Source organism: Paracoccus sp. (in: a-proteobacteria), assembly GCF_046289755.1.
GTDB lineage: Bacteria > Pseudomonadota > Alphaproteobacteria > Rhodobacterales > Rhodobacteraceae > Paracoccus.
Genome location: NZ_JBKBVD010000045.1, coordinates 18,360 through 32,152, shown reverse-complemented (window position 1 = coordinate 32,152; position 13,793 = coordinate 18,360). Strand labels below are relative to the sequence as shown.

The 13,793-nt window shown below is 68.2% G+C and carries 15 protein-coding genes; 7 read left to right on the top strand and 8 right to left on the bottom strand.

The window, feature by feature from the left end; genetic code table 11:
• Positions 1 to 166: 166 nt before the first annotated feature.
• The gene (locus ACK41U_RS15140; protein WP_409681745.1) at positions 167 to 1,876 is read right to left on the bottom strand and encodes a bifunctional sulfate adenylyltransferase/adenylylsulfate kinase; all 1,710 of its coding nucleotides are present in this window, start codon (positions 1,874 to 1,876) and stop codon (positions 167 to 169) included.
• A 213-nt stretch (positions 1,877 to 2,089) separates the two neighbouring features.
• Here ACK41U_RS15140 and ACK41U_RS15135 point away from each other — a divergent pair, with 213 nt between their 5' ends.
• A complete protein-coding gene (locus tag ACK41U_RS15135) occupies positions 2,090 to 2,677 on the top strand; it encodes a hypothetical protein (protein ID WP_409681743.1) in 588 nt (195 codons plus the stop codon).
• 42 nt (positions 2,678 to 2,719) lie between these two features.
• Here the strand turns inward: ACK41U_RS15135 and ACK41U_RS15130 are convergent, their stop codons facing one another.
• Entirely contained in the window at positions 2,720 to 3,415 is a 696-nt protein-coding gene (locus tag ACK41U_RS15130) for a 2OG-Fe(II) oxygenase (protein WP_409681741.1), read from the bottom strand.
• Between the two features lie 70 nt (positions 3,416 to 3,485).
• A complete protein-coding gene (gene trxB, locus ACK41U_RS15125; protein ID WP_409681739.1) occupies positions 3,486 to 4,481 on the bottom strand; it encodes a thioredoxin-disulfide reductase in 996 nt (331 codons plus the stop codon).
• A 146-nt stretch (positions 4,482 to 4,627) separates the two neighbouring features.
• Between trxB and ACK41U_RS15120 the strand changes: the two genes are divergently transcribed.
• On the top strand, positions 4,628 to 5,128 hold the full coding sequence (locus tag ACK41U_RS15120) for an Lrp/AsnC family transcriptional regulator (protein ID WP_409681737.1): 501 nt from the start codon (positions 4,628 to 4,630) through the stop codon (positions 5,126 to 5,128).
• 4 nt (positions 5,129 to 5,132) lie between these two features.
• Positions 5,133 to 6,227, top strand: coding sequence for a hypothetical protein (locus ACK41U_RS15115; RefSeq protein ID WP_409681736.1), 1,095 nt, complete (start codon positions 5,133 to 5,135; stop codon positions 6,225 to 6,227).
• Here the strand turns inward: ACK41U_RS15115 and pgeF are convergent.
• Genes pgeF through lgt form a run of 3 tightly spaced genes read right to left on the bottom strand, consistent with a single transcriptional unit; the run spans position 6,194 to position 8,881 of the window.
• Positions 6,194 to 6,958: a peptidoglycan editing factor PgeF gene (pgeF, locus tag ACK41U_RS15110; RefSeq protein ID WP_409681734.1), complete on the bottom strand. Its 765-nt coding sequence runs from the start codon at positions 6,956 to 6,958 to the stop codon at positions 6,194 to 6,196. The genes ACK41U_RS15115 and pgeF overlap by 34 nt on opposite strands.
• Entirely contained in the window at positions 6,942 to 8,003 is a 1,062-nt protein-coding gene (locus ACK41U_RS15105) for a class I SAM-dependent methyltransferase (RefSeq protein WP_409681732.1), read from the bottom strand. Before ACK41U_RS15105 ends, pgeF begins: the two co-directional genes overlap by 17 nt.
• The gene (gene lgt, locus ACK41U_RS15100) at positions 8,000 to 8,881 is read right to left on the bottom strand and encodes a prolipoprotein diacylglyceryl transferase (protein ID WP_409681730.1); all 882 of its coding nucleotides are present in this window, start codon (positions 8,879 to 8,881) and stop codon (positions 8,000 to 8,002) included. Before lgt ends, ACK41U_RS15105 begins: the two co-directional genes overlap by 4 nt.
• A 112-nt stretch (positions 8,882 to 8,993) precedes the next feature.
• Between lgt and ACK41U_RS15095 the strand changes: the two genes are divergently transcribed.
• Positions 8,994 to 9,254: an accessory factor UbiK family protein gene (locus ACK41U_RS15095; RefSeq protein WP_409681728.1), complete on the top strand. Its 261-nt coding sequence runs from the start codon at positions 8,994 to 8,996 to the stop codon at positions 9,252 to 9,254.
• Here the strand turns inward: ACK41U_RS15095 and ACK41U_RS15090 are convergent.
• On the bottom strand, positions 9,242 to 9,559 hold the full coding sequence (locus tag ACK41U_RS15090) for a DUF6476 family protein (protein ID WP_409681726.1): 318 nt from the start codon (positions 9,557 to 9,559) through the stop codon (positions 9,242 to 9,244). The two genes, ACK41U_RS15095 and ACK41U_RS15090, sit on opposite strands and share 13 nt — an antisense overlap.
• Here ACK41U_RS15090 and ACK41U_RS15085 point away from each other — a divergent pair.
• From ACK41U_RS15085 to ACK41U_RS15075, 3 genes are all read left to right on the top strand, one after another.
• Positions 9,558 to 10,601, top strand: coding sequence for an RluA family pseudouridine synthase (locus ACK41U_RS15085; RefSeq protein ID WP_409681724.1), 1,044 nt, complete (start codon positions 9,558 to 9,560; stop codon positions 10,599 to 10,601). The genes ACK41U_RS15090 and ACK41U_RS15085 overlap by 2 nt on opposite strands.
• Before the next feature lie 131 nt (positions 10,602 to 10,732).
• Complete coding sequence (gene rpoH, locus ACK41U_RS15080) at positions 10,733 to 11,644, top strand: RNA polymerase sigma factor RpoH (protein ID WP_409681723.1); 912 nt, start codon at positions 10,733 to 10,735, stop codon at positions 11,642 to 11,644.
• Between the two features lie 79 nt (positions 11,645 to 11,723).
• Positions 11,724 to 12,746 carry a hypothetical protein gene (locus ACK41U_RS15075; RefSeq protein WP_409681721.1) on the top strand — a complete coding sequence of 341 codons (1,023 nt, stop codon included), beginning with the start codon at positions 11,724 to 11,726 and terminating at the stop codon, positions 12,744 to 12,746.
• A 6-nt stretch (positions 12,747 to 12,752) separates the two neighbouring features.
• Here the strand turns inward: ACK41U_RS15075 and ACK41U_RS15070 are convergent, their stop codons facing one another.
• Complete coding sequence (locus ACK41U_RS15070; protein ID WP_409681718.1) at positions 12,753 to 13,763, bottom strand: LLM class flavin-dependent oxidoreductase; 1,011 nt, start codon at positions 13,761 to 13,763, stop codon at positions 12,753 to 12,755.
• Positions 13,764 to 13,793: the final 30 nt, after the last annotated feature.

Genomic DNA, 13,793 nt, shown 5'->3' with positions numbered 1-13,793 from the left:
GGGGGGCGCCCCCCCGGGGGGGGGGGGCGGCGCGCCGCCCCCCCCCCCCCCCCCCCCCCCCCCCGCCCCGGCATTCCCGGACCTGCTTCAAACCTGCCCCCCGCAAACAGGAACGGCCCCGCGCAGAACGCAGGGCCGCATGTTCTGTCGTACGCTGCCGGAACGCTCAGGTCAGACCGATCAGGCCCATGCCTTCCAGTTTCAGCAGCACCTGATGCGCCGCGCCGTCAACGTCGATATTGGTCGTGTCGATGCGCAGTTCGGGCTTTGTCGGCTCTTCATAGGGGTCTGAAATCCCGGTGAATTCCTTGATCTTGCCCTCGCGCGCCAGCTTGTAGAGGCCCTTGCGGTCGCGGCGTTCGCATTCCTCCAGCGGCGTGGCGACGTGGATTTCGACAAAGGCACCGCCCGCCTCGACCATCTCGCGCACGGCGCGGCGGGTCGCGGTATAGGGGGCAATCGGCGCGCAGATCGCGATGCCGCCGTTCTTGGTGATCTCGGACGCGACATAACCGATCCGCTTGATGTTGATGTCGCGGTGCTCTTTGGAAAAGCCCAGTTCCGACGACAGATGCTTGCGCACGACATCGCCGTCCAGCAGCGACACGGGGCGGCCGCCCATCTCCATCAGCTTGACCATCAGCGCGTTGGCGACGGTCGATTTGCCGCTGCCCGACAGGCCGGTGAAGAACACAGTGAACCCCTGCTGGGCGCGCGGGGGCGAGGTGCGGCGCAGCTGCTGGACCACTTCGGGGAAGCTGAACCATTCGGGAATGTCCAGCCCCTCGCGCAGACGGCGGCGCAGTTCGGTGCCGCTGATGTCCAGCACGGTACAGCCCTCGGGCAGCTCGTTGGCGGGGAAATACTGGGCGCGTTCCTGCACATAGACCATGTGCTTGAAATCCACCATCTCGACGCCGATCTCGTCCTTGTACTGCGTGAACAGGGTCTGCGCGTCATAGGGGCCGTAGAAATCCTGACCGGCGCTGTTCTTGCCCGGCCCGGCATGGTCGCGGCCGACGATGAAGTGGGTCACGCCGTGATTGGCGCGGATCAGCCCGTGCCAGACCGCCTCGCGCGGGCCGGCCATGCGCATCGCCAGGTTCAGCAGCGACAGGTTGGTGGTCGCGGCGGGGTATTTGTCCAGCACCGCCTCGTAGCAGCGGACGCGGGTGAAATGGTCCACATCGCCGGGCTTGGTCATGCCCACGACCGGATGGATCAGCAGGTTGGCCTGCGCCTCGCGGGCGGCGCGGAAGGTCAGTTCCTGATGCGCACGGTGCAGTGGATTGCGGGTCTGGAAGGCGACGATCCGGGTCCAGCCCAGCTTCTTGAAGAAGGCGCGCAATTCGTTGGGCGTGTTGCGGCGGGCGCGGAAATCGTAATGCGTCGGCGCCTGCAGGCCCTTGACCGGGCCGCCCAGATAGACCGGGCCTGCCGTGTTGTGCAGATAGTTCACCGCCGGATGGGCCAGATCGTCGGCGCCAAAGACCTTTTCGGCCTCATGCGCCTTGTTGGGCACCCATTTGTCGGTGACCGACATGATCGCCAGAATCACGCCTTCCTGATCGCGCAGCGCGATGTCGGTGCCCGGCTCCAGCCCTTCGGCGAATTTTTCCGACACGTCCAGCGTGATGGGCATCGGCCACAGCGCGCCCGAGGTCAGGCGCATGTCGTTCACGACGCCGTCGTAATCGGCTTTGGTCAGGAACCCCCGCAGCGGGTTGAAGCCGCCATTCATCAGCAATTCAAGATCGCAGATCTGGCGCGCGGTCAGATCCCAGCTGGGCATCCGGCCCGCCTCGTCTTTCAGCGCAAGCGCCGCCTCGGGGGTGACATAAAGTTCGGGGATCGGCGTCTGGTTGGACTGGGTCATGTGATCGGCTCGGAGGTTACCACGGGAAATGGGGTTCACGTGCGGCCCGTCGGGGCCGCCGCGCATGATGCGGCTTTAGCGGCGGCAAAAGCGATATTCAACCTTGGGAAAACGCTTTTGGCGTTCTTGTTGCGGCAATGCGTCATCCTCTGGTCGGAACCCGCCGACGCTGTCACAGTTGTCTCCACAGACATATCAATCAGGAGGCCCGCCATGAGCCGCGACCCCGAAACCCATGAAGCTGCCAGCCCCGCCGAACAGCGCGCCCTTGACCGCGATGAGCAGGCGCTGGCCGACAAGGCCCGCAACCCGGAACTGGCGGGCCTGTCCGACCGCGACCTGTCCGATCTGATCGCGCTGCTGCGCGAGCGTCGCAACCGGGCGCGCGACATCGGTGACCGTCAGGGCCGCGAGGCACGCGGCAAGGCGGCCCCGGCAGGGGCGACGATCGCCAGCAGCAATCAGGGCACGATCAGCAAGCATGACTTTCTGAGCGAGGCGCTGGACCGGGCCATGGACGAACGCGAGCGCCGCGGCGGCAGCCATGGCGACCCGGTGACCGAAGAGGCTGACGGTCAGGAAACGCAGGCCCAGCTGACCCGCAAGGCGCAGGCAATGGCCAATGAGGGCCGCCGCGACAACGCCATGACGCAAGACGGCGGCCCGCTGCATCCCCATGACCCCGACGCCGATCCCGGCAAACAGGCCATGGCGGACACCGCGCGCAACACGGCCCCGTCCGGCGCGCTGGACCATGCGGGTGAGCTGCCCTCGCGCGAGCGGTCGCGCACCCGTCACTGAACGGCCGGTCACGGATCGGGGCCGGGGCGCGACGCTCCGGCCTCAGCCAGTGGGCTGGTCGCCCGTCTGGCCGGACGGCTGATCGGGGCTGCTGACCTGCGCGGCCTCTTGTTTCAGGTTGTGCTGGCGCAGGGCGGCGGCGGCCTCGTCATACAGAAACGGCAGGAACACGAACCTGCGCCCGGCGGTCACCGGCTCGGCCTGATGCAGCATGCTGCAACAAAAGACGATCCCGGTGCCTGCCCCGGCCCGGAAACGCCGGTCCGAAAATTCGGGGAATGTCAGCCCGCCCCCCTCGAAATCACTGTTCAGATTGACCGAAAGGGCAAAGCGGCGATGCGCCGTGCCGGGCGTGGTATTGTCGCGATGGGCGCGGAAATGCCCCCCCTCCTCGGCATCGTAGCAGGCGACAAGATACCGCTCCATCCGGGTGACGTTGAAGGCATAGGCGCGGCGGATGGCCGGGACAACCAGGCTGACGATGCGCTGCCGGATGGCCGCGGTCAGCGCCTCATCGGTCAGCAGATGATCGCGGCGGACCTTGTGGCGCGGATCGTGACGCGGCGCGGTGCGCCCGTTCTCGACCACCATGAAGCCCGATACCTCGCCGCCATGACGCTGATACTCACCGATCAGGGTCGTGCAGAGTTCGGGATCGAACAGGCCCGGCAAAACAAGCACGGGCGCATGAATGCCGGTATCCTGCCCCGGCGGCATGTGACTGGTAACATGGGACATTCGCGAAGCCTAGCCCCTGACCGGCGCGTCGGTCAAGGATCAGGCCGTTCAAATGCCCCGCTTCAACCGCTCAGGCCACGGTCGAGACAATGCCATGCGGCGCCGGATCGACCTCGCCTGCGGCGGCCAGAAAATGTTCGGCATCCAGCGCGGCCATGCAGCCCATGCCGGCGCTGGTCACAGCCTGACGATAGACATGATCGGTCAGATCGCCCGCCGCGAACACACCGGGGATCGAGGTGCGGGTGCTGCCCGGCTCGACCTTCACATAGCCGCCATTGTGCAGTTCCAGCTGATCGCGGACCAGTTCGCTGGCCGGAGCATGCCCGATCGCCACGAACACCCCGTCGGCCGCCACGTCGCGCGTGCTGCCATCCACGGTCGAGGTCAGCCGCGCGCCGGTCACGCCCATGGGCGTGTCCACGCCCGTCACCTCGGACAGCTCATGATTCCAGATCACTTCGACCTTGGGATGCTTGAACAGCCGCGCTTGCAGGATCTTTTCGGCGCGCAGGCTGTCGCGGCGATGCACCAGCGTCACCTTGCTGGCAAACCGGGTCAGAAACAGCGCCTCTTCCACGGCGGTGTTGCCGCCACCGATCACCACCACCTCGCGGTTGCGATAGAAGAACCCGTCGCAGGTCGCGCAGGCGCTGACGCCAAAGCCCTTGAACTTTTCCTCGGACGGCAGGCCCAGCCAACGCGCCTGTGCGCCGGTGGCCAGAATCACCGCATCCGCCGTGACCACGCGGCCGCTGTCGCAGACCGCCGTGAAGGGACGCCGCCCCAGCTCCAGCCGTGTCACCATGTCGGTCACAATATCGGCGCCCATGGCGCGGGCATGTGCCTCCATCTTGACCATCAGCTCGGGGCCCTGAATTTCGGTCTCGCCCGGCCAGTTCTCGACCTCGGTGGTGATGGTCAGCTGTCCGCCCGGCTGCATCCCCTGGATCAGCATCGGGTTCAGCATCGCGCGCGCAGCATACACCGCCGCCGTATAGCCCGCAGGCCCCGAGCCCACGATCAGAAGTTTCACATGCACAGCTTCGGTCATCTTGCGCCTCATTCAAGCTTTGTGCATGAGGTAGCGCTTCGCAGCCGCAACTGCAACGCGCCGCCGCAACGCACCTCTGCAACGCGAAAGAATGTTGCCCGCCGATGCCGCGCATTGTAGTTTCCGAACACGCCAGAACCACAAAAGAAAGAGCAGACATGGCCGGCGCCCGCCTTGATGACATCGACCGCAAGATCCTGGCCGAGCTGCAGGCCGACGGTCGCATGACGAATGTCGAACTGGCCCGCCGGGTCGGCATTTCCGCGCCCCCCTGCCTGCGCCGCGTCCGCACCCTGGAAGAGCTGGGCTACATCCATGGCTATCATGCCCGGATCAATCCGCGCGAACTGGGGCTGGAGGTGCAGGTCTTTGCCATGGTGCGGCTGGCCTCGCAATCCGAGCGCGATCTGGCCGCCTTCGAGGCGATGGTGCAGAGCTGGCCGCTGGTGCGCGAGTGTCACATGCTGAACGGCGAGATCGACTTTATCCTCAAATGCATCGCGCCCGACCTGTCCAGCTTTCAGCGGTTCCTGACCGAAAGCCTGACCGCCGCGCCCAATGTCGCCAGCGTCAAGACATCGCTGGTGATCCGCGCGGCCAAGAACGACCCCGCCGTGCCCTTCGAGGTCGTCGAAGAGCGGGCGCGTCAGGCGGGCTAGCCCGGTGAGCCTGCGCGCCCTGCTGGCCCGGCTGCGGGCGGTCGCGCGGCTGGCGCTGCTGTTCTGGGCCCTGGGCAGCGTCGCGCTGACGGGATGGGTGCTGTCGCAGAACCCCTTTGCCGCGCCCGTGATCGACCGCAGTCTGGCCGAGGCCCGGCTGGCCATCGACCGCGCCATCGCCGCACGCGCCACGCCGGACTGGGTGATTGCGCAACTGGAGGCCGCGCTGGAGGCGGATGACATGCAGCGCCTTGATCTGCTGGCGGATCTGGCGCGCGATCAGGCGACAGCGCTGCCCGATGATCTGGCCGGACGGGTCGCTGCGGCGCAGGCCGCCCGCGCGGGTGTGCTGGCGCGGCTGTCGGATTGCAGGATCTGCATGACCGATATGGCCGCCTGCCCCAGCCTGACGCTGATCGCCGCCTGCACCCTGCCGTTCGAGCTGTCGCCCGCAGGCGATGCGGCGGCGCTGATCCGGCAGGGCAACCATTACGCCACCGGCGCGCCGGTCGATGAGGTCGAGGCGGCGCTGGCCGGGATCGGTCTTGCCGCAACGGTGGCCGGTCTGGTGACTGCGGGCGGCAGCCTGACGGTCAAGGGCGCCGCCACCACGCTGCGGGTGGCGCGCAGGGCCGGGGCGCTCAGCCCCGGCATGAACCGGGCGCTGGTGACGGCGGCGCGCAGCCCGGCCCCGGCGACAGCCCTGGGGGGCATGGCGGCCGATCTCAAGCGCATCAGTTCGTCAACCTCGGCCCCCGAGGCGCTTGCCGTGCTGCGCCATGCCGACAGCGCCGAAGACCTGACCCGGCTGGCGCGCCTGTCCGAGGCGGCAGGCCCGAAGACCAGCCGCGCCCTGACGGTGCTGGGCAAGGCCGACAGCCTGCGGCTGCTGCGGCGCTTTGCCGATCTGGCGGTGGCGGCGATGGGGCTGATCGCATTGGTGCTGGGGCAAATCGCGGCGCTGCTGGGGGCGCTGATCCAGATGGCGCTCAGCCGCGCCCTCAAGCCCCCGGCACGATCGACACGTCGTGAACCGCCGCTGCGTCGTGCGGCAGCGGCCCGTGGCTACAGCGCGATGGCGGAAATCAGGCGGCCATAATCAGCCTGCCCCTCATGCGTGGCGCGGCGATAGCTGAAAAAGCGGGCCGGGTCGGCATAGGTGCAATGGCGCGACCATTCGGCCTCGGCCCCCGCCGCGCGCAGGCGCATCAGCCCGAAACCGGGCAGATCGAACATCGGTCGCCCCTTCGGCCCGCCGCTGAAAAAGCGGGAAGATCCGGGGTCTTCGGTCAGGAAGGCGTCCATGAATTCGTCGCCCACCTCGTAATTCTGCTGGCTGATCGTGGGGCCAATCACCGCCTTGATCCGGGTCGCGCCGGCGGCCCGCATGGCCGCCACGGTGGCCTCGATCACGCCATCCAGCGCGCCGCGCCAGCCCGCGTGGCAGGCGCCGATCACCCCTGCGCGCGCATCGGCCAGCAGGATCGGCTGGCAATCGGCGGTCAGCACGGCAATCGCCACATCGCGCCGGGTCGTGACCAGCCCGTCGGCGGTCATGTCGCGGACAGCCTCGATGTCGCTGCCCTCGTCCAGCACCACCACATCGGCGGAATGCACCTGCTTGACGGTGGCCAGCCGCGCCTGCGGCACGCCCATCGCATCGGCCACACGGGCGCGGTTCACCAGAACCATGTCGTTCTGATCCGTGGAGCGGCGCCCGCAATTCAGCCCCGAGAACAACCCCGACGAGGCGCCGCCCTTGCGGGTGAAAAAGCCATGCCGCACCGGCGACAAAAGCGGATGGGTCAGGATCTCAAGCGTGGTCTGCATCAGCTGTCAGCGCCTCGAAGCCGGGGATCGGGGGTGCCCCTTTGGGCCAGATTGCTATGGTCTTGAACAGGTGACCCATTTCGGACGGGTCGGTCAAGCGGTGAAGCGCGGCCATGGCGCCCCCGTCCCCCGCCGACGCCAGACGCTGCGTCCGCGCACCTGCCCCCAGCGACATCAGCCAGTCGCCCTGCCTGCGCGGCCGCGAGGCCACCGCCCCCGCCCGCAGCGCCGCGGCCGCCAGCGGCGCAAAATCGACATGCGCGGTCAGATCCGCCTCGCCCGGATGGGCCAGAGGATCGTCGGGCGCATGATCCCGCAGCGCCTGAAACGTGTCGCCGCGCCCGTTCCAGCCGCCGTAATCCACGATGATCGCCGCCCCGCCATGGGCCGCGATGCGCCGGGCAATCGCCTCGACCACGGCCACGCCTGCGGGGCAATCCTCGATGATGTCACCGGGCGCACCCCTGTGCGGCAGGGCCACGACCGCGCCCAGACCCATCTGCAAGGCGCCCTCGGGCGACAGGCCGACGACCCGCTCACGCCAGCCCTCGGGGGTCATCTGGAACTGCCGGATCGGCAGCGCGTCAATGAACTCATTTGCCATCAGGAACAGAGGCTTGCCTGGCAGATCCTCGACTGTGTCGAGGTGACGCACCGGCCCCAGCCGGTCGCGCTGAACCTGCCGCAGATGCGGTGAGACCTCGATCAGCGCGACCTCGGCGGCCTCGGTCATGCCGGGCACCAGACGGATCGCGCGCAGCATATCGGCCATCAGCGTGCCGCGCCCCGGCCCCGGCTCGGCCAGGGTAAAGGGCGCGGGCGAACCCTGATCCATCCAGGCCTGCGCCAGCGCCAGCCCGCAGATCTCGCCATACAACTGATGGATCTCGGGGGCGGTGGTGAAATCGCCCGCGCGGCCAAAGGGATCGCGGGTGGCGTAATAGCCGTGGCGGCTGTCCAGCAGGCAGGTCTGCATATAGTCGGTCAGCGTCATCGGCCCGTTCGCGCGGATCCGCGCCGCGATGATCCCGGCCAGCGGCGTCATGCCGGAACGGGGGCCCGCGCGCGGGCGCGCCAGATCAGCGCCAGACCGATCAGCACCATCGGCAGCGACAGCACCTGCCCCATGGTCAGCCCGATCAGCGGCCCGCCGATCACATGGCCAAGCGGATTGTCGGGCGTGATGAACTGCGCATCCGCCACGCGAAACAGCTCGACGAACATGCGCGCAAGGCCGTAACCGGCAAGAAAGACGCCAAAGGCCAGCCCCGGACGGCGCAGACCGCCCGCACGCACCAGCAGCCACAGGATCAGGCCAAGGGCCAGCCCCTCCAGCCCGGCCTCATACAGCTGGCTGGGATGGCGGGCGCATAGGCCCTCGATTCCGGGACAGGTCTGGGCGGCCTGACCGGGAAAGATCACCCCCCAGGGCAGATCGGTCGGGCGGCCCCACAGCTCGGCATTGATGAAATTCGCCAGCCGGCCAAAGAAGATGCCGATGGGGGCCACCACCGCCATCGCGTCGGCCAGCCGCAGGACCGGCACGCCCGCGCGCCGCGCCCAGATCCATGTGGCAGCGATCACCCCGGCAAAGCCGCCGTGAAAGCTCATCCCGCCCTGCCAGACCATCGGGATCTGCATCGGATTGGCGAGGTAATAGGCCGGGTCATAGAACAGCACAAAGCCCAGCCGCCCGCCGATGATGACGCCCAGAATCACCCAGGTCAGCAGGTCGTCCACCCGCTCGGGCGTGGTGGGCGCCGCGTCGCCCCACAGGCGCGGGCGGCGCATCATCGCCACGATCAGCCGCCAGCCGAGGATCAGCCCGACGATATAGGCCAGCGCATACCAGCGCAGCGACAGTGACAGCCCGCCAAGCTGGATGGTGAAAATCTCGGGAGCAATCTGGGGAAACGGGATCATGGGGCCTCGGTCTGATTTGTCGCGCACGCTATCGGTCAAAGGCGCAGTGTCAACATTGAACCGGGGCGCAGACCGGCCCATATAGGGTGCAAGCTCAGGACCGGAGGCCCACATGACGACTCAGAACCGCTTTTTCGATGACATGTCGAAGCTGATGACAAATGCGATGGGTGTGGCGCAGGGCGCCCGCTCGGAGGCAGAGACCGCGATGAAGGGCTGGATCGACCGCTGGCTGGCCGAGCGCGATTTTGTCACCCGCGAGGAATTCGAGGCCGTGCGCGAAATGGCGATCAAGGCCCGTACCGAGAATGCCGAGCTGAAGGCGCGGCTTGACGCGCTGGAGGCGAACAGCAGCCCCGATCAGGGCGCCTGATCCGGCATCACCCGGCCCTGCAAGGCGCCCGACTGGTCGAACAGCAGCACCTCGCCCGCCTCTGTCACCACCACGATCCAGTCGCGGGCAAAGGTGACGGCGGCGGGCGTGGCGCCTTCGGGCAGCGCGATCGTTTCGGGCAGTTCGGGCAGCACCGGCTGGTTCAGACGCAGCCACAGCATCGCCACCACCGCGATCATCCCCAGCCCCATCACCAGCGCCAGCCCGGTCACCAGCGTTTTCAGAAAGCGCAGTTCGGGAACCGCTTTCGCAGCAGACTTCCAGTCGTTATCGTCCCGGTCCATGTCCATCCTTATTATCACAATCCCCGCGAACCCGCCCGACCGGCTTGATAAGGCGCTTGCCCTGTCGGTGCCAGCAGAAGCCGCCCTGTCCCGGTCCCGCCTTGCGCGGCTGATCGCCGAGGGCGCCGTCATGGGCCCCGCAGGCCCCGCCCGCGACCTCAAGGCCCGCGTGGCCGAGGGCGAGGAATACCGCATCACCCTGGCCCCGCCCGAGCCGGTCGAGACCCGGCCCGAGGCGATCCCGCTGGTGATCGCGCATGAGGATGATGACCTCATCGTGATCGACAAGCCTGCGGGCATGGTCGTGCATCCGGCGCCGGGCAGCCCCTCGGGGACGCTGGTCAACGCGCTGCTGGCCCATTGCGGCGATTCGCTGTCGGGCATCGGCGGCGAGCGGCGCCCCGGCATCGTGCATCGCATCGACAAGGACACCTCGGGCCTGCTGGTCGTGGCGAAATCCGACCGCGCCCATCACGGGCTGGCCGCCCAGTTCGAGGCGCACAGCGCGCAGCGCCGCTATCTGGCGCTGGCCCATGGCATGATCGACGCCGCCGATCCGCGCCTGCGCGGCACCCCCGGCGTCAGTTTTGACCCCGGCGCGGTGCTGCGGATCGCCACCCATCTGGCCCGCCACCCGACCGACCGGCAGAAACAGGCGGTCTATGCCGACAAAGGCCGCCACGCCGTCACCCGCGCCCGCATGCTGGAACGGTTCGGCCACCCGCCCGCCGCAATGCTGGTCGAATGCCGGCTGGAGACCGGGCGCACCCATCAGATCCGCGTGCATATGGCCCATGCCGGGCTGGGGCTGATCGGCGATCCGGTCTATGGCGGCGCGCGGCGCGCCTCGGCCCGCGCGCTTGGCGATGCGGCCGGTCTGGCGATGGCGTTCCCGCGGCAGGCGCTGCACGCGGCGCATCTGGGGTTCGATCATCCGGTCACCGGACAGGCGCTGGGTTTTGACAGCCCGCTGCCCGCCGATATGCAAACCCTGCTGGAGGCATTGCGCGCAGCACCCGGCGCCACGCTGACGGCAACGTGACCCGAAACCGGATTGCAAACCCGCGAAAATAACTCAGGATATATCAACCCCCTTGCGCGTCCACGTCTCCCGCGTCAGGGAACCCGGCTCGGGCGCCCTGCGTTCGCTCCACTCTGCGAAAGGCCCATCTGATGGCAAGCTACGGCAATCTTCCCGCGCCCAGCCCCGAACAGGGGATGAACCGCTACCTGCAGGAAATCCGCAAATTCCCTCTGCTGCAACCAGAGGAGGAATACATGCTGGCCAAGGCCTGGGCGGATCATCAGGACAGCGAGGCGGCGCATCGCATGGTGACCAGCCACCTGCGGCTGGCCGCCAAGATCGCCATGGGCTATCGCGGCTACGGTCTGCCGCAGGCCGAGGTCATCAGCGAGGCCAATGTCGGCCTGATGCAGGCGGTCAAGCGCTTTGACCCCGAACGCGGCTTCCGGCTTGCGACCTATGCGATGTGGTGGATCCGCGCCTCGATTCAGGAATATATCCTGCGGTCCTGGTCGCTGGTGAAGATGGGCACGACCAGCGCGCAGAAAAAGCTGTTCTTCAACCTGCGCAAGGCGAAATCCCGCATCGGCGCGCTGGAAGACGGCGATCTGCGCCCGGAAAACGTCACCCGGATCGCAACTGATCTGAACGTGACCGAAAAAGAAGTCGTCGACATGAACCGCCGCCTGTCGGGGGGGGACGCCTCGCTGAATGCGACGGTGGGGTCGGGTGACGGCGAATCGACCGCGCAATGGCAGGACTGGCTGGAGGATGAGACCGCCGATCAGGCCCGCGCCTATGCCGAAACCGAAGAGCTGGACACGCGCCGCCAGATGCTGGTCTCGGCCATGGACGCGCTGAACGACCGCGAGCGCGACATCCTGATGGAACGGCGTCTGCGCGACGACCCGATGACGCTGGAAGACCTGTCCTCGCGCTATGGCGTCTCGCGCGAGCGGATCCGCCAGATCGAGGTCCGCGCCTTCGAGAAATTGCAGGAACGCATGCGCGGACTTGCGCGCGACAAGGGCATGTCGATCGCCGAGGCAGACGAGGCCTGATCGCGACGTATCGCTGGCTGATTGACGCGCCCCCGCCCGGCGCTATGGTCGGGGCGCAAGGCAGGGCGACCCCGGACAGATGACGGCGCTGAAACAATTCCAACGGCTTGAGGCACAAGGCGCCTGGCGCGAAACGCCGGGTGCCCGTCTGCGCGAGGTCATCGTCTCGGTCGGCGATGCGACCCTGATGCTGTCGGACCCGAAATCCGACCAGCCCCTGACGCATTGGTCGCTGCCTGCGGTCGTACGGCTCAATCCCGGCCAGATCCCGGCGGTTTATACGCCCGCCGGTGACAGCCCCGACGAGATCGTCGAAATCGACGACCCGCTGATGATCGAGGCAATCGAGCATGTGCAATCCGCCATCGCCGCCCATCGCGCCCATCCGGGGCGGCTGCGCGGCGGGCTGACGGCTCTGGCGGTTCTGGCGATGCTGGCGGCGGCGGTCGTGTGGTTGCCTGACGCCCTGATCCGACACGCCGCCAGCATCGCCCCCCCGGCACAGGCGCGCCATATCGGCATGGCGGTGCTGGAGGATATGCAGCGCAGCGGCGGCGCGGTCTGCACCCGTGCCTCGGGTCAGGCAGTGCTGGACTGGCTGGCCCCGCGCCTTGTCGGCTCCGAGGCCGCCATCCGGGTGCTGCCCGGCCCGCTGAACGGCGCGCGGCGCCTGCCGGGTCATCTCTATGTCATGGGCGGTGATCTGCTGCTGGCCGCCCCCGGCCCCGAAGGACCGGCAGCCCATCTGGTCGCAGCCGCGCTGGCCGAAACCGATGCCGAGGCACGGCTGGCGGCGCTGCGCCACGCCGGGCTGGCGGCGGTGCTGCGGCTGTGGACGCTGGGTGCGCTGCCGCACGACGCGATGGAGGGATACGGGGACCTGATCCTGACCGAGGCCCTGCCCCGCCCCGACACGCCCGCGCTGCTGGCGGCCCTCGGCGATCGCGGCCTGTCGTCCGAACCCTATGCCACCAGCATCGACCCGACCGGCGCCTCGGTGCTGCCCCTGATCGAGGGCGACCCGATCCGCGCAGGGGTGCCCCCCGCCGATCTGCTCACCGATCCGCAATGGATCGCGCTGCAGCAGATCTGCGCGGGCTGAGCCCGATCAGGCCGCCTCAGCCAGCGGAATATCCTGCATCACCTCGGACGCGATCTGAAAGCTGCGCAGCCGCGCCTGATGATCGTGGATCTGCCCGGTCAGGATCACCTCATCGGGCCGGTGCTGCGCGATCAGCTGCGCCATCTGCGCCCGGACGCCCGCGCGGTCGCCCACGGCGCTGATCCGCAGGGCGCGATCCACGGCCTGACGCATGCCCGCGCCGATCGCCGCATCCACATCACGCACCGGGCGCGGCAGCTTGCCGGGTTGCCCGCTCCGCAGCCGCGCAAAGGCCAGCTGCATGGTGCTGCGCAGATAGGCGGCCTCCCCGGCATCATCGGCGGCAAAGACATTCACCGCCATGATCGCATGGGGCCGCGCGGCATGAACCGAGGGCTGGAAGCGATCACGATAGACGGCCAGAGCACGCTCCAGATCATCGGGCGCGAAATGGCTGGCAAAGGCATAAGGCAGCCCCAGATGCGCCGCCAGCTGCGCCCCGAACAGGCTGCTGCCCAGGATCCAGACCGGCACATGCGTCCCCTCGCCCGGCAGCGCGCGCACGGGGGCACCGGGACGCGGATCGCCCAGATAGCCCAGCAGCTCGACCACATCCTGCGGAAAGCTGTCGGCCATCGCGTCACGCCGCAGCGCCCGGATCACGGCGCCGTCGCCGCCCGGCGCACGGCCAAGCCCCAGATCAATCCGCCCCGGAAACACCGTGGCCAGCGTCCCGAACGCCTCGGCCACGGTCAGCGGCGCATGGTTGGGCAGCATGATGCCGCCCGCCCCCACGCGGATCGTCTGCGTCGCCTGCGCGATCAGCGCAATCAGCACCGAGGTCGCAGCACTGGCAATGCCCGGCATGTTGTGATGTTCGGCCAGCCAGAACCGGCGATAGCCCCAGCTTTCGGCCTGGCGCGCCAGATCAATGCTGTTGTGGATGGCATCCTGCGCCGTCTGGCCCTCGGGCACCGGCGACAGATCCAGAAGCGAATAGGGAAGATGCTGTGTCATCCCTCTCATCTAGGGCGCGGCGGCACGGAT

Excerpts from the sequence above, each read along its gene's own strand:
- ACK41U_RS15070 (WP_409681718.1), bottom strand. The coding sequence starts at position 13,763 with ATGACACAGCATCTTCCCTATTCGCTTCTGGATCTGTCGCCGGTGCCC.
- ACK41U_RS15130 (WP_409681741.1), bottom strand. The coding sequence starts at position 3,415 with ATGTCCCATGTTACCAGTCACATGCCGCCGGGGCAGGATACCGGCATT.
- trxB (WP_409681739.1), bottom strand. The coding sequence starts at position 4,481 with ATGAGGCGCAAGATGACCGAAGCTGTGCATGTGAAACTTCTGATCGTG.
- ACK41U_RS15090 (WP_409681726.1), bottom strand. The coding sequence starts at position 9,559 with ATGGACCGGGACGATAACGACTGGAAGTCTGCTGCGAAAGCGGTTCCC.
- ACK41U_RS15075 (WP_409681721.1), top strand. The coding sequence starts at position 11,724 with ATGACGGCGCTGAAACAATTCCAACGGCTTGAGGCACAAGGCGCCTGG.
- ACK41U_RS15120 (WP_409681737.1), top strand. The coding sequence starts at position 4,628 with ATGGCCGGCGCCCGCCTTGATGACATCGACCGCAAGATCCTGGCCGAG.
- ACK41U_RS15105 (WP_409681732.1), bottom strand. The coding sequence starts at position 8,003 with ATGACGCCGCTGGCCGGGATCATCGCGGCGCGGATCCGCGCGAACGGG.
- rpoH (WP_409681723.1), top strand. The coding sequence starts at position 10,733 with ATGGCAAGCTACGGCAATCTTCCCGCGCCCAGCCCCGAACAGGGGATG.
- ACK41U_RS15085 (WP_409681724.1), top strand. The coding sequence starts at position 9,558 with ATGTCCATCCTTATTATCACAATCCCCGCGAACCCGCCCGACCGGCTT.
- ACK41U_RS15095 (WP_409681728.1), top strand. The coding sequence starts at position 8,994 with ATGACGACTCAGAACCGCTTTTTCGATGACATGTCGAAGCTGATGACA.
- ACK41U_RS15140 (WP_409681745.1), bottom strand. The coding sequence starts at position 1,876 with ATGACCCAGTCCAACCAGACGCCGATCCCCGAACTTTATGTCACCCCC.
- ACK41U_RS15135 (WP_409681743.1), top strand. The coding sequence starts at position 2,090 with ATGAGCCGCGACCCCGAAACCCATGAAGCTGCCAGCCCCGCCGAACAG.
- pgeF (WP_409681734.1), bottom strand. The coding sequence starts at position 6,958 with ATGCAGACCACGCTTGAGATCCTGACCCATCCGCTTTTGTCGCCGGTG.
- lgt (WP_409681730.1), bottom strand. The coding sequence starts at position 8,881 with ATGATCCCGTTTCCCCAGATTGCTCCCGAGATTTTCACCATCCAGCTT.